Source organism: Streptomyces sp. NPDC043878, assembly GCF_056435735.1.
This window is the reverse complement of the sequence record NZ_JBWKDW010000010.1, coordinates 2,492-20,890: the sequence shown is the minus strand read 5'-3', so window position 1 is coordinate 20,890 and position 18,399 is coordinate 2,492. Positions and strand designations below refer to the sequence as shown.

At 72.5% G+C, this 18,399-nt stretch carries 17 protein-coding genes, 1 tRNA gene, 1 pseudogene and 1 riboswitch; all 19 genes and pseudogenes read right to left on the bottom strand.

The genetic code is table 11. From position 1 onward, the window contains the following. Positions 1-356: 356 nt before the first annotated feature. On the bottom strand, positions 357-1,505 hold the full coding sequence (locus AC07AZ_RS15755) for an LLM class flavin-dependent oxidoreductase (RefSeq protein WP_478847878.1): 1,149 nt from the start codon (positions 1,503-1,505) through the stop codon (positions 357-359). Next, entirely contained in the window at positions 1,498-2,589 is a 1,092-nt protein-coding gene (locus tag AC07AZ_RS15750) for an LLM class flavin-dependent oxidoreductase (RefSeq protein WP_478847876.1), read from the bottom strand. Before AC07AZ_RS15750 ends, AC07AZ_RS15755 begins: the two co-directional genes overlap by 8 nt. Then, entirely contained in the window at positions 2,586-3,959 is a 1,374-nt protein-coding gene (locus tag AC07AZ_RS15745) for an NtaA/DmoA family FMN-dependent monooxygenase (protein ID WP_478847874.1), read from the bottom strand. Before AC07AZ_RS15745 ends, AC07AZ_RS15750 begins: the two co-directional genes overlap by 4 nt. A gap of 20 nt (positions 3,960-3,979) precedes the next feature. Next, positions 3,980-5,194: an LLM class flavin-dependent oxidoreductase gene (locus AC07AZ_RS15740; RefSeq protein ID WP_478847872.1), complete on the bottom strand. Its 1,215-nt coding sequence runs from the start codon at positions 5,192-5,194 to the stop codon at positions 3,980-3,982. A 74-nt stretch (positions 5,195-5,268) separates the two neighbouring features. Next, complete coding sequence (locus AC07AZ_RS15735) at positions 5,269-5,355, bottom strand: putative leader peptide (protein WP_387535003.1); 87 nt, start codon at positions 5,353-5,355, stop codon at positions 5,269-5,271. Next, positions 5,352-6,173, bottom strand: a complete 822-nt coding sequence (locus tag AC07AZ_RS15730; RefSeq protein ID WP_478847870.1) for a GNAT family N-acetyltransferase — start codon at positions 6,171-6,173, stop codon at positions 5,352-5,354. The genes AC07AZ_RS15735 and AC07AZ_RS15730 overlap by 4 nt, the downstream gene beginning before the upstream one ends. Positions 6,174-6,247: 74 nt before the next feature. Then, the gene (locus AC07AZ_RS15725) at positions 6,248-7,273 is read right to left on the bottom strand and encodes an ABC transporter substrate-binding protein (RefSeq protein WP_478847868.1); all 1,026 of its coding nucleotides are present in this window, start codon (positions 7,271-7,273) and stop codon (positions 6,248-6,250) included. Positions 7,274-7,349: 76 nt separating this feature from the next. After that, entirely contained in the window at positions 7,350-8,174 is an 825-nt protein-coding gene (locus AC07AZ_RS15720; RefSeq protein WP_478847866.1) for an amino acid ABC transporter ATP-binding protein, read from the bottom strand. Then, entirely contained in the window at positions 8,171-9,154 is a 984-nt protein-coding gene (locus tag AC07AZ_RS15715) for an amino acid ABC transporter permease (protein WP_478847864.1), read from the bottom strand. The genes AC07AZ_RS15720 and AC07AZ_RS15715 overlap by 4 nt, the downstream gene beginning before the upstream one ends. A gap of 393 nt (positions 9,155-9,547) precedes the next feature. Next, positions 9,548-9,655, bottom strand: a riboswitch (SAM riboswitch). Positions 9,656-9,753: 98 nt separating this feature from the next. Then, positions 9,754-10,623: a glutathione S-transferase C-terminal domain-containing protein gene (locus AC07AZ_RS15710; protein ID WP_478847862.1), complete on the bottom strand. Its 870-nt coding sequence runs from the start codon at positions 10,621-10,623 to the stop codon at positions 9,754-9,756. Between the two features lie 135 nt (positions 10,624-10,758). After that, positions 10,759-10,884 (bottom strand): putative leader peptide, encoded by a 126-nt coding sequence (locus AC07AZ_RS15705; RefSeq protein ID WP_402161820.1) that lies wholly within the window; start codon positions 10,882-10,884, stop codon positions 10,759-10,761. Between the two features lie 152 nt (positions 10,885-11,036). After that, positions 11,037-11,110, bottom strand: a tRNA-Pro gene (locus tag AC07AZ_RS15700). Between the two features lie 269 nt (positions 11,111-11,379). Then, positions 11,380-11,801: pseudogene (locus AC07AZ_RS15695) on the bottom strand (MFS transporter); the annotation flags it as partial. Positions 11,802-12,261: 460 nt separating this feature from the next. Continuing rightward, complete coding sequence (locus tag AC07AZ_RS15690) at positions 12,262-13,587, bottom strand: MFS transporter (protein WP_478847859.1); 1,326 nt, start codon at positions 13,585-13,587, stop codon at positions 12,262-12,264. A 235-nt stretch (positions 13,588-13,822) separates the two neighbouring features. Then, the gene (locus AC07AZ_RS15685) at positions 13,823-14,773 is read right to left on the bottom strand and encodes a catechol 2,3-dioxygenase (RefSeq protein ID WP_478847857.1); all 951 of its coding nucleotides are present in this window, start codon (positions 14,771-14,773) and stop codon (positions 13,823-13,825) included. Further along, positions 14,770-15,882 (bottom strand): 4-oxalomesaconate tautomerase, encoded by a 1,113-nt coding sequence (locus AC07AZ_RS15680; RefSeq protein ID WP_478847855.1) that lies wholly within the window; start codon positions 15,880-15,882, stop codon positions 14,770-14,772. Before AC07AZ_RS15680 ends, AC07AZ_RS15685 begins: the two co-directional genes overlap by 4 nt. Further along, positions 15,879-16,589, bottom strand: coding sequence for a 4-carboxy-4-hydroxy-2-oxoadipate aldolase/oxaloacetate decarboxylase (locus AC07AZ_RS15675; protein ID WP_478847853.1), 711 nt, complete (start codon positions 16,587-16,589; stop codon positions 15,879-15,881). Before AC07AZ_RS15675 ends, AC07AZ_RS15680 begins: the two co-directional genes overlap by 4 nt. Further along, positions 16,586-17,335, bottom strand: coding sequence for a PIG-L deacetylase family protein (locus tag AC07AZ_RS15670; protein WP_478847851.1), 750 nt, complete (start codon positions 17,333-17,335; stop codon positions 16,586-16,588). The genes AC07AZ_RS15675 and AC07AZ_RS15670 overlap by 4 nt, the downstream gene beginning before the upstream one ends. 66 nt (positions 17,336-17,401) lie before the next feature. After that, positions 17,402-18,052, bottom strand: coding sequence for a GntR family transcriptional regulator (locus AC07AZ_RS15665; RefSeq protein ID WP_478847849.1), 651 nt, complete (start codon positions 18,050-18,052; stop codon positions 17,402-17,404). Positions 18,053-18,399: the final 347 nt, after the last annotated feature.

Here is an 18,399-nt window from a genome sequence, read left to right as displayed (position 1 = left end):
TGGGTCGACGGCACGGTCCCGCACCACTGGTTCTTCGACGGCGACGCCCCCGCCACCTCGCCGGTGCGGACGACGGGGGTACTCCGCACGACGCCGCCGTCAGGGCCCGTCTCGTCTGGGGCCGCCGCTGCTTCGTCCGTGTGCGCCTGTACTCCACGTGGGGTTCGGGGGAAACCGCGGTGATGTGCTGGTGACAGCACGGGTCAGCCGCACACGGGCGGACGGACCACCGTCCGGCACCGGGGGAGCGGTCGAGGACGTCGCCTTCGGGGGAGGGTGACGTCCTCGGCCACGCCACTCGCGCAGCCGGGACGGTCGCGCAGGGCAGGCCGATGGGAGCGCCCCCGGTGTCAGCCCTACGGGGAGACGTGACCCCGGCGGCTCCACTCCGCCGCGAGGAGTTCGTACGAGCGGACGCGGGCCGCGTGCTCGTGGGTGATCGTCGTGATGAGCAACTCGTCGGCCGAGGTGGCCTCCTGGAGCTGTTCCAGCTGGTCGGCGACCCGGGCCGGGGAGCCGACGAACTGGGTGTCCAGGCGGTCCTGGACCAGCGCGCGGTCCTGTTCGGTCCACACGTGGGCGCGGGCCTCGTCCGGTGTCGGGAACTCGATGGCGCCCTCGGCGGTGCGGATGCTGCGCACCCAGGGACCGTAGCCGGTGGCCAGCTCGCGGGCGGTGTCGTCGTCCTCGGCGACGACGACGTCCGCCGACACGCTGACGTACGGCTTGTCGAGGAACTCGGAGGGCTGGAAGAACGCCCGGTAGCCGTCCACCGCCTCCAGGACCGTGGCCGGGCTGACGTGGTAGTTCGCCGCGAAGCGCAGGCCGCGGGCACCGGCCGTCTCGGCGCTCTCGCCGCCGCTGCTGCCGAGGATCCACACCTCGACGTCGGCTCCCTCGCCCGGCACGACGTGCGCCTCCACGCCTTCCGGGGAGCGGTAGGTGCCGGCCAGCAGGGCGAGGATGTCGTCGATCTGCTCGGCGTAGTCCTGGGACCGGGCGCCCGGCAGCAGGAGCAGCCCGCGCTGGAGCGCGATCCGGGGCGAGCCGAGCAGGTGCTCGAAGGAGAAGCGGGGCGGGATGCGCAGCCCGTTGGGGGCGCGGCCGTCCACCACGGGGGTCGCCGTGGGCGGCGGGGTGGTGGTGGCGGTCGCGCCCGGCGGGCGGCCGCCGGAGCGGCCGAGGCCGAGGTCGAGCCGGCCCGGGTGCAGCGCGTCGACGAGCCCGAACTCCTCCACCGTGGACAGCGCGGTGCGGTGACCGAGCTGTACGGCGCCGGCGCCGAGCCGGATGGTGGAGGTGGCGGCGGCGGTGAGCGCCAGGACGACCGCCGGCGAGGTGCCCGCGACGCCGGGGTTGAGGTGGTGTTCGGCGAACCAGTGGCGGGCGTAGCCGAACTCCTCGGCCCGCCGCGCCAGGTCGATGGAGTTGCGCAGCGCCTCGGCGGCGGTGGACCCGGACGCGATCGGGACCAGGTCGAGGACGCCGAGCGGGATGTCAGACATGGGCGGGCTCCTCGTCCGGTGCGGGCGCCGGGAGCACCGGCGCCCACGGGAAGGGCGGGTCGGGTATCTCGCGGCGCAGGACGGGGGCGACCGCGGACTGGAAGAGTTCCAGCGAGTCGCGGTGCCGGGTGTCCGTCAGGCCGCTCGCGTCGGCGTGCACATGCAGCACGGTGTGGCCGAACTGCTCGTGGTAGCGGTGCACCTTGTCGATGATCTGCTGTGGGCTGCCGATGAGCGCGGAGCTGCGTTCGGCGAAGTCCTCCAGGGTGGGGAAGACGGGCTCCAGGCCCATCCGTCTCTGCAGGGCGAGGTTCCCCTCGAACACCGGCCGGTAGGCGGCCAGTGCCTGCTGTGACGTCGGGGCCACGCAGAGGCCTGCGGTGCCCGCGCCTACGGCAATGTCCGCCGGGTCGTGGCCGTGGTGCTCCCAGCGCTCGCGGTAGTGGCGGATCAACTCGGCGTACGGCTCGATCGGATTGGTGACGTTCGCCGAGAACAGCGGGTCGCCGTAGCGGGCGGCGAGGTCGACCGACTCCCTGCTGGTGGCGCTGCCGTGCCAGACCCGGACGGGCCGCTGCAACGGCCGCGGCCACACCTCCGCCTCGGTGAGCTCGGGGCGGAACCGGGTGCGGGCGGTGACCTTGTCCTGCCGCCAGATCTGCCGGAACACCTCGTAGCTCTCGGCGTTGCGCTCCCACTGGTCCTCGGGCGTGACGTGGAACAGGTCGCGCTGGGCGGCACCGTTGCCCTTGCCGATGATCAGCTCCAGGCGGCCGCCGGAGAGTTGGTCGAGGGTGGCGTAGTCCTCGTAGGCGCGGACCGGGTCGAGGAGGCTCAGCGTGGTGACGGCGGTGAACAGGCGGATCCGGCGGGTGAGCGCGGCGATGTGGCTGAGGACGACCGGCGGCGAGGAGGAGATGAACGGCCGCTCGTGCCGCTCCCCCACCCCGAAGCCGTCGAAGCCCAGTTCCTCGGCGAGCACGGCGTTGTTCAGGACCTCCCGGAAACGCTCGCCGGTCGGCTTGCGCACACCGGTCACGGGGTCGGGGGCGTGCACGATGAGGGTGATGGCGAGGAACCTCACGACGCGGCCCGCTCCTCGCGGGCGGCGTCCGGGTGCGCGAGGCCGAGGTGGTCGCGCAGGGTGGGGCCCTCGTACTCCGTGCGGAAGACGCCCCGCTCCTGGAGCAGCGGGACGACCCGGTCGGCGAAACCGTCGAGGCCGGTGGGGGTGATGTGCGGCACGAGGATGAAGCCGTCGCTCGCGTCGGCCTGCACGTAGTCGTTGATCGTCTTCGCGACGGTGGCCGGGGAGCCGACGAAGTTCTGCCGGTTGCCGGTCTCGATGACCAGGTCGCGGATCGACCAGTTGTTGGCCGCGGCGCGCTCGCGCCACTCCCGCGCCGTGGCCAGCGGGTCGCGGTACATCCGCACCTGGGCGCGGCCGCGGGCGATGTGGTGCTCGCCGGGGTCCGGGTCGATGTCGGGCAGCGGCCCGTCCGGGTCGTACGACGACAGGTCCCGGTTCCAGACGAACTCGAGGTGCTTGATGGCGGTGGCACCGCTGACCTGCTGGCGCCGGACCTGCCTGGCCAGTTCCTCCGCCTCGGCGTCGGTGTCGCCGAGCACGAAGCTGGCCGCGGGAAGGATCTTGAGCTCGTCGTGGCCGCGGCCGTACTTGGCGAGCCGGCTCTTCACGTCGGTGTAGAACTCCTGGCCCTCCTTGAGGGTGGCGTACCGGCTGAAGATCGCGTCGGCGTCGGAGGCGGCGAACTCGCGGCCCTCGTCGGAGTCGCCGGCCTGGAAGATGACCGGGCGCCCCTGCGGGGAGCGGGGGACGTCGAACCGGCCCTCGATGTCGAAGTGTTGCCCCTGGTGCACGAAGGCGCCGGCCTTAGCGTCGCTCAGGAAGGTGCCGGACGCCTGGTCGGCGAGGAGCTCGTCGCCCCGCCAGGAGTCGAAGAGTTCGTGCGTGGTGGCGAGGAACTCCTTGGCCCGGGAGTACCGCTCCTCCTGCGGCAGGAAGCCGCCCCGGCGGAAGTTCTCGCCGGTGAAGGCGTCCCAGGAGGTGACGACGTTCCACGCGGCGCGGCCGCCGGAGAGGTGGTCGAGGCTGGCGAACTGGCGGGCGACCTCGTAGGGCTCGTTGAAGGTGGAGTTGATGGTGCCGGTCAGGCCGAGGTGGTCGGTGACGGCGGCGAGTGCGGCGAGGACGGTGAAGGTGTCGGGGCGGCCGACGACGTCCAGGTCGTAGATCTTCCCGCCCTGTTCGCGCAGCCGGAGGCCCTCGGCGAGGAACAGGAAGTCGAACCTGGCGCGTTCCGCGGTCCGCGCGAAGTGCGCGAAGGAGCTGAACTCGATGTGGCTGCCGGCCTCGGGGTCGCTCCACACGGTGGTGTTGTTGACGCCCGGGAAGTGGGCGGCCAGATGGATCTGCTTCAGCGGCTTGCTCATGGGTCTGCGGTCCTTCCGGCTCAGGCGGTGGCGTAGCGGTTGGCGGGGCGGGACAGACCCAGCAGTCCGCGCAGGGTGTCGGCCTCGTAGGCGCGGCGGAAGGCGTCGCGGCGCTGGAGTTCGGGGACCAGGGCCCGGGTGATGGCCGGCAGGTCGTGGCCGTGGACGGCGGGGCGCAGCCGGAACCCGGTGAGACCGGCGGACTGCAACTCCTGTAGAAGGTCGGCGAGTTGCGCGGGGGTGCCGGTGAAGATCCGTGCGTCGGAGCGGTATTCCGCGCCGGCCAGGGTGTCGAGGCGGTCGCGGCGGGCGGCGGCCTCGGCCGGGTCGTCGTCGAGGAAGACCACCAGGTCGCCGAAGACGTGCACCGGCTCGCCGGCCCGCCCGGCGGCCTGCTGTTCGGCGCGGATCTCCGCGACGATCGCGCGCGCCTGGCCGGCGTCGTGCGGGGTGACGTAGCCGATGTCCGCCTGGCGGGCGACCAGGCGGTAGGGCACGGTCTGGTGGGCGAGGGCGCTGACGATCGGCTGGCCCTGCGGCGGACGCGGGGTGATCGAGGGGCCCTTGACGCTGAAGTGGCCGCCCTCGAAGTCGATGTAGTGCAGTTTGTCGCGGTCGATGAAGCGGCCGGTGGTGACGTCGCGGATCTCCGCGTCGTCCTCCCAGCTGTCCCAGAGCCTGCGCACGGCCTCCACGTGGTCGGCGGCCTCGTCGAAGAGGTCGGTGATCAAATCCTGGGCGGCGGGGCTGTCGAAGGTCTCGACGCGGGGGATCGTGCGTCGGCCGAAGTGGGCGGCCTCGTTCGGGCGGGCGCTGATCTGCACCCGCAGGCCCGCCCGGCCGGTGCTCACATAGTCCAGGGTGGCGATCGCCTTGGAGATGTGGAACGGCTCCGTGTGTGTGGCCACCACCGTCGGCACCAGACCTATGTGCCGGGTCAGCGGCGCGATACGGGCCGCGGTCAGGACGGCGTCGAGGCGGCCGCGGACCTGGTCGGTGCGCGCGTCCGGCTCCAGCAGATGCGAGGACTGGAGGCCGAGGCCGTCCTCGAAGGTGACGAAGTCGATCAGGCCGTGCTCGGCCTCGGCTACCAGTTCGGCCCAGTGGCCGGCGGTGAACAGGTCCCGGGGCCTGGACACCGGCTCCCGCCAGGAGGCGGGGTGCCAGCCGGTGCCGTCGAGGGCGACGGCGAGGTGCAGCGGGGAAGAAGGAGAAGCGGAGGGAGAAGGGGACACGGGTGGGTGCCTTCCTGGAGGTCCGTACGGGAGCACCGGCCCTCACGGGGAAGGGCCGGGCGGGGGCAACGGCGTCAGGAGCAACAGAGCGCGCCGGCCACGCGCTGGAGGTCGATGTGCGGCCGGGAGTGGAGGTGGGCGGAGCGCAGTACGCGTGTCACGTCCGCCACCTCCGTCCGTCGGGCCCGGGGGGCCGTGCGGGCCCGCGCCGAGCGCGTCTGCTCCCCCGTCCCAACGGTCCGGTCGAGCCGTCTGTTCCGGGGGTGCGGACCTGCACGACCGGCGAGCGGCGGCGCAGGGTGAAGCCGAGCGACTCGTACAGCCGGATCGCCGGGGTGTTGGCCGCGGCGGCGTGCAGCAGCGGGGTGTCGCCGCGGTCGCGGATGCCGGCGGCTACCGCCCGCACCAGCCGGGTGGCCAGGCCCCGGCCGCGGTGACCGGGGTCGGTGCAGACGGCGCTGATCTCCGTCCAGCCGGGCAGCCGGATCCTCTCCCCCGCCATGGCGATCAGCCGCCCCCGGTGCCGGATGCCCAGGTAGGTGCCGAGGGCGACGGTCCGCTCCAGGAACGGCCCCGGCCTGGTCCGGGCGACGAGGTCGAGGATCTCCGGCACGTCGGCGGGCCCGAGCCGGACCGCTTCGGGCGCGGGCTCGGCCCGCAGGGCGGTGTCGACGAGCTGGACGCCCGCTCCGGCGCCGACCACCTCCCAGCCCTCGGGCACGGCGTCGACGGGCTTGAGCCGTACGACCGTTCCCGGGCCGGCGAGGGTGTGCAGGTCGGCCCAGGCGGCGGGGTCCGAGGGGTCGGCGAGGGCGGCGAAGGCGTAGACGTCGGCCGGGTAGCGTGCGGCCCGGCCGATCCGCTCGGCGAAGTGGGCGTGCGGGCCGGTGAGCGCGGCCCAGACGGCGTTGTCGAGCAGGGGGTGCGGGTCGAGCACGGTCCGGGCTCCGCCTCCGTGGAGGTGGGTCTGACGGGTCACGGAGGCGGAGTCCTTTCCTCGCTTGCTGGTCAAACCGGTTCCGCCGGACTGGGCCGGGCGTTTTCCGGGGGCGGTCAGGAGTCGGTCAGGGGCAGTCCGGGCGGGTTGACCTCGGACTTGGCGACGGCCTCGTTGGAGAGGTTCCAGGCGGCCAGCCACTTGGCGTACTGGCCGTTGTCGATCAGGTGGTTGATGGCGTCGGCGAGGGGCTTGGCGAGCCCGCTGCCCTTCTTGGCGGTCGCCGCGATCAGGCCCTGGAGGGACGCGCCGGCGCCGGAGTACGTGCCGGCGTTGACCGTCGGCGCGTTCGTCTTCGCCGTCTGGGTGACGTGGTAGGCGACGCTCGGGTTGGGGGCGAAGTAGGCGTCGATCTTGCCGCTGCTGAGCGCCAGATAGGTGCTGTTGTTGTCCTGGAAGTACTTGATGGTGAGCTTCTTGCCCTCGCTCTCCAGCTTCTTCTTCCAGGCGATCAGGATGCGCTCCTGGTTGGTGCCCGCGCCGACCGAGACGGTCTTGCCCGCGAGGTTCTCGTAGTCGCCGTCGAACTTCCAGCCGGCGGACTTCAGCGCCTCGAAGCCGAGGTTGTCCTGCCGGTAGGAGGCGAACTCGTACTTCGCCTTCCGCTCCTCGGTGTCGGTGACGTTGGTGAAGGCGACGTCGACCTTCCCGCTGTCGATGCCGACGAAGAGGTTCTCCCAGGTGAACCGCCTGGTCTCCGGCTTCAGACCGAGCACCGCGGCGACCAGCCGGCCGAGGTCGGGCTCGGAACCGGTGAGGGTCTTCTGGTCGCTGCCCACGTATCCCAGCGGCGGGGAGCCGGACGGCAGGGTGCCGCTGCCGATCACGAGCTTGCCGCTCTTCCTGACGGCTGCCGGCAGTTCGGCGCTGATGGACTTGACCTCGGACACCTTGAGGGTGGTCTCCTTGGCGGCGCCGTTGGAGAACCGGCCGACGGTCACGGCTCCGGAGTCGGCGCTGTCGGTCCTGGTGGCCGCGTCGCTGTCACCACCGCAGGCGGCGAGCCCGGTGGCGAGAGTGGCGACCGCGGTGGCCGCGGTGATGCCGCGAAGCAGGCTCCGTCGGGTGAAGTGGGTAGGCATGGCCGTCCTTTGTCACTGATGAGAGAGGGTGAAGGGGGGCGTGGGGGGAAGTCGTGGCGCACGGTGTCCCGGTGGGTCAGAGCACCTTGCTGAGGAAGTCCCGCGTCCGCTCGTGCCGGGGCCGGTCCAACACCTCGCCGGGCGGCCCCTGTTCGACGATCCGGCCGGCGTCGATGAACACGATCCGGTCGGCGACCTCGCGGGCGAAGCCGATCTCGTGGGTGACGATGACCAGGGTCGTGCCGCTGGTCGCCAGGTCCTTGATGACGGCGAGGACCTCGCCGACGAGTTCGGGGTCGAGGGCCGAGGTCGGCTCGTCGAAGAGGATGACGCCGGGCCGCAGGGCGAGGGCGCGGGCGATCGCCACGCGCTGCTGCTGGCCGCCGGACAGCTGCCGGGGGTAGGCGCCGGCCTTGTCCCCGAGGCCGACCCGGTCCAGCAGTGCGCGGGCCAGCTCCCGCCCCGCGGCCCTGGAGAGTTTCCCGGTGGCCACGGGGGCGGCGGCGACGTTGTCGAGGACGGTCAGGTGCGGGAAGAGGTTGAAGTTCTGGAAGACGAAACCGATCCGGCTGCGCTGGGCGAGGATCTCCCGCTCGCTGAGTTCCTTGAGCCTCCCCCAGCCTTCGGCCGGGGGGACCCCCCTCTCCTTTCGGTCGCGCTGCCGCCGTACGCCGATCAGCTCGCCGCCCACGCTGACATGGCCGATCTCCGGCTTCTCCAGGTGGTTGACGACCCTCAGCAGGGTGGACTTGCCGGAGCCGGACGGGCCGAGGACGACGGTGACCTCGCCGGGTCGCACGGTCAGATCGATGCCGTCCAGCACCCGGTGGGCGCCGTACCACTTGTGCACGTTGTGGACCTCGACCGCGGCGGGCGCGGCCTCGATGACGTCGGCGCTCATACGGCGGCCTCCCTGCGTATGCGGGCCCTGAGGTCGGTGAGACCGGTGCGCAGCTTCTGCAGCGGCGTCGGCGGCAGGGAGCGCGTGGCACCCCGGGCGTAGTACCGCTCGACGTAGAACTGGACGACGGAGACGAGGGTCGTGAGGATCAGGTACCAGACGGTGACGACCAGGAGCAGCGGCACGATGTCACCGGGGTAGGTGGAGCCCATCGTCTGCGCCGAGCCGAACAGGTCGAGCAGGGACACGTAGAACACCAGCGAGGTGCTCTTGACCAGGCCGATCAGCTGGTTGACGTAGTTCGGGACGATGGACCTGAGGGCCTGCGGGAAGACGATCTTCGTGAACTGGTAGCCCTTCGGCAGCCCGAGGGCGGCGGCCGCCTCGTGCTGGCCCTGGTCGACGGAGAGGATGCCGCCGCGGACCACCTCGGCCGCGTAGGCCGCCTCGTTGAGGCTGAGGCCGACGACGGCGACGACCATGTCGGTGGCGAGCCGCGACTCGTCGAAGCGGAAGAAGGCGGGGCCGAAGGGCACTCCGACGCTGAGTGTCTGGTACAGCGCGCTGAAGTTGTACAGGAAGATCAGGACCACGATGAGGGGCACCGAGCGCAGCACCCAGACGTAGGTCCAGCTGACCGCGCGCAGGACGGGGCTCCGGGAGAGCCGCGCCAGCGCGAGCAGGACGCCGCCGAGCAGACCCAGCACGGCGCTGTAGGCAGCGACTTCGAGGGTGATGAGCAGTCCGTCGACGATGGTCGGCCGCAGGAACCAGTAGCCGAAACGGTCCCACTGGTAGAAGGGGTTGGTGACCAGTCCGTGCACGAACTGCGCGGCCAGGACCAGGACCACCGCGGTGGCGATCCACCGCCCGGGGCGGCGCAGCGGCTGAACGCGCTGTGCGGTGAGGGGTCTTGACGGGGTGTCGGCGGGTGGTGGCGCCTCGGCGAGGGACAGGGTGGCGCCAGGGGGTTCACTCATGGAGGGGCTCCGGCGGAGTCGGACTCCCGGGACCGCGACGAGCGCGAGCGGCCGCGGCGCGACGGCAGGGCGGGGATCGGCCTGCGGCGCGGCGGGACGCACGGAACGTACGGAGGGGTGCTGGGTGGACAACGGCGCACCGTGCGGGCGGTGTTCGTCAGGGGGACGAGCGGCGTGCCGGGCAGCGGTGCGGTGAGGGCTGGGGGGAGTTCGTCAGCCCCGACAGCGGGCACGGCCCGGTGCGGTACACAGTGCGCTGTTGACGCGGAGCAGATCGACGGCACGATCGGCGACCAGGATGTTCGCGTACGGCGGTACGCAGCCCGCGGAGCGGCGTGCGGCCGTCCTGGGAGCTGCGTACATGTCGTCACCGTCACTGTTCCGGCCCTGTGGGCCTCGCGCTTACCGAAGAGTCGTCGGTCCGGTCGTCACCTGGGGCACCCCACCGCGTGCGAGGGTTGCCGGTCAGCCAGCCAGGGCCTGTCGCTGACGCTCATGACCTTCTGGGCGTAAGTCAAGACAATCGACCGATCCGATGTCAACACCCGTCCACCTGCTGGAACAGCGGGTCGGTGGCGTGGGACCGGCCGGGGGCGCCGCTACGGCCGGAGGGCGGCGTGGGCGGCCCAGTCGAGGATCTGGACGGCCGCTCCGGCCGCCTCCAGGCCCCGGCAACGGGCGTGATGGCGGCGGGCGATGCCGTCGAGGTCGAGGTGGGCGGCGAAGGCCGGATGGGCGGCGAGGTGGCGGGCGTGGGCCCACAGCGCGGGGTGGCCGGCGATGCGGTGCACCGCGGCGGCGTCCAAATGGTGGCGGTGCACGGTGTCGAGTTGCACCAGCGTCACGAACAACTCGACGTCGGCGGCGGTGAGTTGGTCACCGATCAGGTAGTCGTGCCTGGTGAGACGCCGCTCCAGCGCGTCCAGCGTGCCGAACAGGGTGTCGAGCGCCGCCGTCCGCTGCTCGGCGTGGGCGCCGGCCTGGCCGGCGCTCTGCGCGGCCGCGTCGACGCCCTGGGCGCACAGCCGTTCCACGGTCTGGATCTCCGCCTCCGTGCCGCACGGGTACAGCGGAGGCCGCCCTCCGCCGAAGTGGCGGGCCAGGTCCCGTGTCACGTCCGGGGCGTGGGTGCTGACGATACGGCCCGACCAGTCGTCGCTGAGCACCGGCCCGACGGCCGCTCCCGCGTACCGGTGCGCGCTCGCGTCGTAGAGCGGGCGCAGCGCGGAGTACCCCCCGTCGGGACAGTCGGGGACGGCGTCCAGGACGGTCACCGGACACACGTCGGCGAGGCCGAGCAGGCTGTGCACCACGGCGATGCGCAGTCCGCCGGCGCAGGCGGTCGACAGGTGGAGGTGGTAGCGGCCGGGCACGGCGTAGTGCCCGCTGCGGGCGTCCCGGCCGATGCGGCCGCGGAAGGGCGGGGTGGGCGACGTGGAGGGGACGGGGGCGAGCGGCGTGATGGACATGGATCTCCCCGGGGTGGGTGCGCAGACGTACGCGCGGCGGAAGCGACGTCGGGCGAGCGGCGGACGGCGGGCACGCGCGCGCCGGTCAGGGCGGTGCCGCGAGGGACACCGAGGGGCGCGGGGGTGCGGCCGGGTTCAGCCGAGGGGCGGCCTGATCGCGCTGCAGACACGCTGCAGATCGATGTGCCGGCGGGAGGTGAGAAGGGGCGACGGCGGGGTCGTGCGGCTCACACGACTCCTGACCGGTCCGACGCGCCCCATGTTTCCCTACCTGTTCACTAGGATTCCCTTCAGGAGTGTGAATCCGCATCCAGGCCGCGTCAAGGGGACGTCCACCGACTGGTTACGGCGGTAGCGGGGCGCAACGCAAAAAGGGCCCCGCGGGCTCTCGCCCGCGAAGACCCTTCGCACCGTCGGGACGACAGGATTTGAACCTGCGACCCCTTGACCCCCAGTCAAGTGCGCTACCAAGCTGCGCCACGTCCCGGTGCCGTCCCACGGTGGTCCGTGTGAACGCGCAGCCAAACCCTACCCCATGCTCGTGGCCGCCCCGGCGCGCGACGGCCCGGGACGGCCACGGGGGCGTCAGCCCCGAGGGGTGGGCGCCGGGTGCGCGACGGACGCCGGGTTCGCGACGGACGCCGCGGACCCGGCGCCGCCCAGCCGCCCGGTGTCCGCCCGCCCGGTGTCGGCTGGACCGGTGTCCGCCCGCCCGGTGTCCGCCGGCCCGGAGACGGCTCCGACCGTGCCCGGCAGGCGTGCCGCCCGGTGCACCGGCACCAGGAGCGCCGCCGGCGTGGAGGGCAGGCACAGCACCGCGAGCAGGGTGAAGCCGTGGGTGTGGCCGGAGCCGTAGGGCAGGCCCGAGGGCTGGAGAGGCGGCCGGTGACCAGTACGCCGGTCACCGCGCCCCCGATCGAGCCGCCGACGGTGCGGGTGTTGGCGTTCATGCCGGTCGCCGCGCCGGTCTGGTCGGCGGGCATGCTGCCCACCATCAGGCTGGCCATGGAGGCGAGGCCGATACCGAGACCGAACACCCCGGCGACGACGGCGATCTGCCACTGCTCGTCGCGCCACAGGGCGAGGAAGCCGCAGGCGAGCGCGCCGAGCGCGGGGCTGGGCGAACGGGCTGAGCGAACGAGCCCGGCTTCGGGCTCGGTCGCGGGCAGCACGCCGGACGTCGGCCACCGCATCCGCCGCGGTGGCCGGCTTCCGTTCGCGTGCGCCCGTTCGCGTGCGCCCGTTCGCGTGCGCCCGTTCGCGTGCGGCCATCCTCGCGCGCCCGTTCGCCTGCGGCCGTCCTCGCGGGCCCGTCCGCGCGGGCCCGTCCGCGCGGGCCCGTCCGCGCGCGACCGTCCGCGTACGCCCATCCCTGCGCACCCTTTCGCTTGCGGCCGTCCGCGCGGGCCCGTCCGCGCGCGACCGTCCGCGTACGCCCATCCCTGCGCACCCTTTCGCGTGCGCCCGTTCGCGTGGGCCCGTTCGCGTGCGGCCGTCCTCGCGCGCCCGTTCGCCTGCGGCCGTCCTCGCGCGCCCGTCCGCGTGCGACCGTCCGCGCGGGCCCGTCCGCGTGCGACCGTCCGCGTACGCCCGTCCGCGCGCCCTGGTGCACGTGGCGCCTCCCCCGGTGGGCGCCGCTCAGTGGGCGCTGAGCAGTTCCTGTTCCGCGGCGCTGCTGGGCGCCTGCCGGGAGCCGCGCAGCGCGGCGATGCCGATGAACACCATGGACGACAGTCCCGCGAGGGCGAAGGCGGTGAAGCCCCAGTCGCCGTTGCCGGCGGAGAGCAGTTGGCCGCCGAGCCACGGGCCGAAGACGGCGCCGAAGCGGCCCATGCCGGAGGTCCAGCCGACCGTGGTGGCCCGGTTGCCGGGGGTCGAGCGGATGGAGACCGTCGCGTAGACCATCGTCTGGGCGCTGTTGAGGAAGACGCCGGTGAAGAACACCACGACGGTGGTCACGCCCATCGGCATGTGGGTGCTGAGCAGGTAGACACCGGCCGCGGTCAGCGCGAACCAGACCGCCGAGATGCGCGGGGCGCCGAAGCGGTCGGCGGCGCGCCCGGCGGCCAGCATGCCGACGATGCCGCCGAGGTTGAAGACCACGACGAAGGTCAGGGCGCTGGCGAGCGCGTAGCCCTCGGCCCGCATCAGGGTGGGCAGCCAGGTGGCGACGCCGTAGACGAGGAGCAGGCCGCCGAAGGAGGCGAGCCAGTACAGCAGGGTCTGGGCCCACTCGCCGCCGCGGAACAGGTTGCGCAGGGCGCCCCAGCGGTCGGCGGCCGTCTGCCGGCCGGCCGCGGCGGGCAGGTCGGCCTCGAAGCGGGCGGCGAGTGCCCGGGCCTCGTCGGCACGGCCCTTGGCGACCAGGAAGCTCAGCGATTCGGGCAGGAACCTCGCCAGTACGGGGACGAAGAGCAGCGGGACGACGCAGACCCAGAAGGCGGCGCGCCAGCCGACCGGGTCGACGAGCCACCTGGCCACGTAGGCGGAGAGGATGCCGCCCGCGTGGTGGGCGGTCATCAGCAGGCCGATGGCGAGGGCGGTACGGCCGCGCGGGGCGTAGTCGGAGACCATGCTGATCGCGGTGGGCAGCAGGCCGCCGAGGCCGACGCCGGCCAGGGTCCGGCCGAGGCCGAAGACCTCGACGCTGCCGGAGACCGCGCACAGGCCCGAGGCCAGGGAGAAGAGCGTCACACAGGCGATCATGAGCTTCTTGCGGCCGACGCGGTCCGCGACCGTTCCCGCGGTCAGGGCGCCGACCAGCATGCCCAAGGTGGCGTAACTGCCCAGGTCGCCGGCCTGCTCGGGGGTGAGGCCGAAGGTCCTCGTCTCCAGCAGGTGCGGCAGCACCGAGCCGTAGATGAACATGTCGAGGCCGTCGAAAAGGACGGCCAGCCAGCACAGACCGACGGCCAGAAGGGCCAGTCTGCTGCCGCGAGCGGACAGCGTCGGGGAGGAGGACATCGTTGTTTCCTCTCGTCCAGGGGGCGGTTTCCTGGAGGGGATCGAAGCGGGACGGGGTCGACGCGGCGCGTGCGGCCGACCCGGTGTGCGCTAGACGCTAAGGACCCGCCTCGAATGAGTCAACGCTTTTGTCAACAATCTCAGCAACAATATGGTTGACGACAAAAGGGGGGACGAACCGCGCACGCCGGAGCGCGGTTCGTCCCCCTGCGAACTGCCTGTCCCGGCGCCCGTCTCAGGCGACCGGCGGGGTGCCGTGGGTGTGGAAGGACGCGATGGTCTGCAGCCCCCAGGCCTGCCCCTTCTTCCGCTCCTCCTCGGTCCAGGTGATCAGCGGCCAGTCGGGCGCCAGGACCAGGCGGGTGAGCGGGTTGCACAGCTCGACGCGGTTGCCGCCCGGCTCGTAGACGTACAGGAAGAACGTCTGCTGGATGGCGTGCTTGTGCGGGCCCGTCTCGATGAACACCCCGGCGTCGATGGCCAGATCGGCCGCGCGCAGCACGTCCTCACGGGTGTCCGTCGCGAACGCGATGTGGTGCAGCCGGCCGGCGCTGCCGGTCCAGTCGGACGTGTACACGACGTCGTACGACTTGTCGGTGAAGGTCAGCCAGCGGGCCGCGACCGTCCCGCTGTCGAGCAGGATCTGCTCGGTGGGCCGCGCACCGAGCACATCCTGCTGGAACTCCGCGTTGGCGAGCACGTCGGCGGCGAGGAAGTTGACGTGGTCCAGGCGCCGCACGCCCACCCCCCGGTTGGGTTTGGCCTGCGGCTGGTTCTTCAGCGCGGGCCTGAGCTCCTCGGGCGCGCGGTAGTGCTCGCTCTCCCAGTACAGGGCGTGCTCGTGGCCGTCCGGGTCGGTGGTCACGTAGAGCCTGCCGAGGCCCGGTTCGTCCTCGGCCCAGTGGCCCGTGCCGCCCGCCCGCTCGACCGCCCGGACCCGGCGCCGGAGGGCCTCCTCGCTGGAGGCGCGCAGCGCCAGCCGGCCGAGGCCGGGCTGTTCGCGGGCGGTGAGCACCAGGCTGTGGTGCTCGTAGTCGTCGAAGGTCCGCAGGTAGACGGTGCCGCCGTCCTGCCCGTTGACGGTGAGCCCCAGGTAGTCGGTGAAGAAGGCGACGCTGGCGTCCAGGTCCGGGGTGAACAGCTGGGCGTGGCCGATGTGGGCGATGTCGCCGAGCGGCGGAGTCATCGTTGACCTCCTCGGGGTCGCGGGGGAATCGGTGCCGTCCCGGCGGACCGGGGGAAGACGGCGCCGTCGAAGATCTTGCGCGCGGTGCGTACGACGGCGGTACGGCGCACCGCGGGAGCTGTCGTCGCGGCTCCGGCGTCCACGCTGATGTCCAGGTCGAGGAAGCCGCTGGGATGTTCGACCCGAACGCGGTCACCGCGCTCCGGGAGTTCCCCGATCCCCTCCCCCACGCCGCCGGGCAGGAGCAGCCCCGCCGCGACGCTCGCGGCGCCCAGGACGCCGATCGAGGTGTGGCAGCGCACCGGGATGAAGGTGCGGGTGGTGACCGCGCCGCCGTTTCTCGGCGGAGCGAGCAGGGTGAGCTTGGGAACGGTGGCGCCCTCGACGTCACCGAGGCCCATCAGGCGCCCGGCCTCCCGCCGGATCTCGCGCAGGCGGCCGGCGAGCGCCGGGTCCTCCTCCAGGTCCCTCGGCGACTCGTAGCCGGTGACCTTCAGCGCGGTCGCCGGGATCAGCACGGTCGGCATCCCGTTGTCGACACAGGTCACCTCGGTGCCGGCGACGACGTCCCGGACCTGCCCGGTGGGCAGCAGCGAAGTACCGCCGCGCGGGAACTCGATCACCACCGGCGCCGCGCTCCCCGGCACCCCGGAGATCTCGGCGCCGCCGGCGTAGTCGACGCGCCCGCCGGGGGTGGGGAAGCTCGCCACGGCCAGTTCCCCGGTGTTGAGCATGCGGATGCGTACGGCCGTCTCGTCGTCGCGGGCGGCGACCAGACCGCGTTCGACGGCGAAGGGGCCTATGCCCGCGAGGATGTTGCCGCAGTTCTGCCGGTCGGTGACCTCGGGACGGTCCACGGCGATCTGGAGGAACAGGTAGTCGACGTCGGCCGACGGGTCGGCCGAGCGGGAGACCACGGCCACCTTGCTGGTCAGCGGGTGGGCCCCGCCCAGACCGTCGATCTGGCTCGGGTCGGGGCTGCCCATGACCCGCAGCAGCAGGTCGTCGCGGGCGGCGGTGTCCGCGGGCAGGTCCCCGGCCAGGAAGTAGGCGCCCTTGGAGGTGCCGCCGCGCATCAGCATGCAGCGCACCCCCGCGGGCCCCGTCATGCCCCGGCTCCGTCCCGCGCGTACGCCTCGTACGACGTGTAGGTGACTCCCAGACGGACCAGCGTCTCGCGCAACCCGTAGCGGTCCAGGCCCAGTTGGCCGTCGAGGAAGGCGGCGCGGGCGCCGGCCTCCTTGGCCTCGCGGGCCTCGGACGCCTCAGCCGTCCGCCGGGCCCGCTCCCTCGGGACGACCACGACACCGTCGTCGTCGGCGAGGATCACGTCGCCGGGGCGGATCACCTGGCCGTCGATCGCGACGGGTACGTTGACCGAGCCGCCGGTGGCCTTGACCGTGCCCTGTGCGGAGACGGCCCGCGACCAGGCCGCGAACCCCATCTCCCGCAGCTCCTGGGTGTCACGGATGCCCGCGTTGATCACGATGCCGCGCACGCCCCGCCGCCGCAGCGCGGTCGCGAACAGCTCGCCGAACATGCCGTCCGTGGACGGGGACGTGGTGGTGACGACCAGGATGTCGCCCTCGCCGCACTGCTCCACGGCGGCATGGATCATGAGGTTGTCGCCGGGCCAGCTCAGCACCGTGACCGCGGTGCCGGCCACCCGGACGCCCTGCTGGACCGGACGGATCCCCGGCCCCAGCAGACCGGTACGGCCCATCGCCTCGCTGACGGTGGCCACGCCGTACCCGGCCAGCGCCTCGACGTCCTGGGCGTCCGCCTTCGGCGGGCCGGTGACGATCACGCCGCTCACGCCAGCTCCTTCGCGATCTGCGGGTAGGGGCGCATGTACGCCTCCGCCAGGGTCTTGTGGGCCAGCCCCAGGTTGGGTCCGGCGTTGCGCTTGAGCTGGACCCCGCGGCGGACGGCGAGGTCGGTGTAGTAGTCCCACAGGTGCCGCTGGGCGCCGAGGCACTCCATCGCCTTGCGCTTGGTCTCCCACACCTCGGTGATGTCGAGCAGCACCTCGGGCCGGAAGCCGCTCATCTCGGGCTGGTGGGGCTCGAAGTAGAAGACCGGCGGGGCGCCGATGATCTCGCCCGGCCCGGGGTAGCCGATGGCCTGGGCGAGCACCCGGGCCTCCAGCGCCATGCGGTTGGCGGCCGGGTGGTCGCCGTTGTACGGGTCCTCGGTCGGGTGCGTGAGCACGACGTCGGGCTGGGTGTCGCGGTACACGGCGACGAGCCGGTCGGTCAGTTCGGGGGTGGCCACCAGCGGATAGTCACCCGCGTCGAAGAAGCGGACCTCGGCGCCGAGGGTGTCGGCGGCACGCTCCGCCTCGTCCCTGCGGATCTCCTTGACCTCCGCCAGCTCCCTGCCCTCGCGCCAGGCCCTGGCGGACTCGCCGCGCTCACCGAAGGTCAGACAGGCGATGGTGACCTTCTCCCCGCGGGCGGCGGCCAGGGCGATGGCGCCGCCCGCCCGCCAGACGAAGTCGCCGGCGTGCGCGGTGACGACGAGTGTCGATCGTGGGGGGGCGGGCGCGTTGGCCTGGGTCATTGCTCGGTTCCCTCTTCGTTCAGGCGGTTCGCCTGGGTGGACAGGTGTGCGCCCGCCTCGCACGTGTCAGTCGCGCAACGCCTCGATGACGCTGGTGAGGTGGGCGCGGACGGCCTCCTCGGACGCCTGCGGGTCCCTGGCCGTGATCGCCTCGATCATCGCCAGGTGCTCGTTCAGGGAGTGCTGGGGGCGCCCCGGCCTGAGCGCCAACTGGAAGCGGTGGCGGACCAGTTGTGCGTTGAGCCGCTCCAGCAGTTCCACGGCCGTCCGCTGGCCCGAGAACTCCAGGATCCTGGCGTGCAGTTCCTGGTTGAGTTCGGAGTACGTCACCGGCTCGCCGTCGGCCACGGCCTTCGTCATCGCCCTGCCCAGGTCCGCCAGTTCGGCCACCTGGTCGTCACTCGCCGCGACGGCGGCCTTCGCCGCGCACAGCCCTTCCAGGACCATGCGGCACTCGGTGATGGCGACCGCTTCCTCCACGGTCACCACCCGCACCCGCGAACCGCGGTTGCGGATCCGCTCCACGAGGCCCTGGGCCTCCAGATCGATGAGTGCCGCGCGAATGCTCGCCCGTGTCACGTCGAACTGCTCGGCGAGTTCGTTCTCGACCAATCGCTGCGCCGGTGCCATGTCGCCGTGCAGGATCGCCTGCCGCAGCTGCGTGAACGCGTGCTGCTTGGCCTGCTCTCCGGTGCTCGGACGGGCTTCTTTCGGCATCGTGCCCTCCCTGAGTGAGTGCGTGTCGAACCTAAATCTAGCCAGACAACATTGTCAACAATTTTGTCCGCCACATTGCAGGCATGATGCGACGCGAGACTCAGGGAACTTGCTTGACTTAATTAAGTCCGCCATGCTTGCCTAAGTCAAGCACCTGGCATCCTGGATCCGGGCCGCGTCGAGCGGAGGCGGCCCTGCGTGCCGGCCCCGTGGGGACGGGGACCGGCACGGTCGTCCGGGTCCGGGGGGGGGGGGGGGGGGCCGCGGGGGGGCGGAGGGGGAGGGAGAACCGCCCCCCAAGGAGACCCCCCCCCCCTCCTATGGTGGGGACGTTCCCAAAAAAGGGG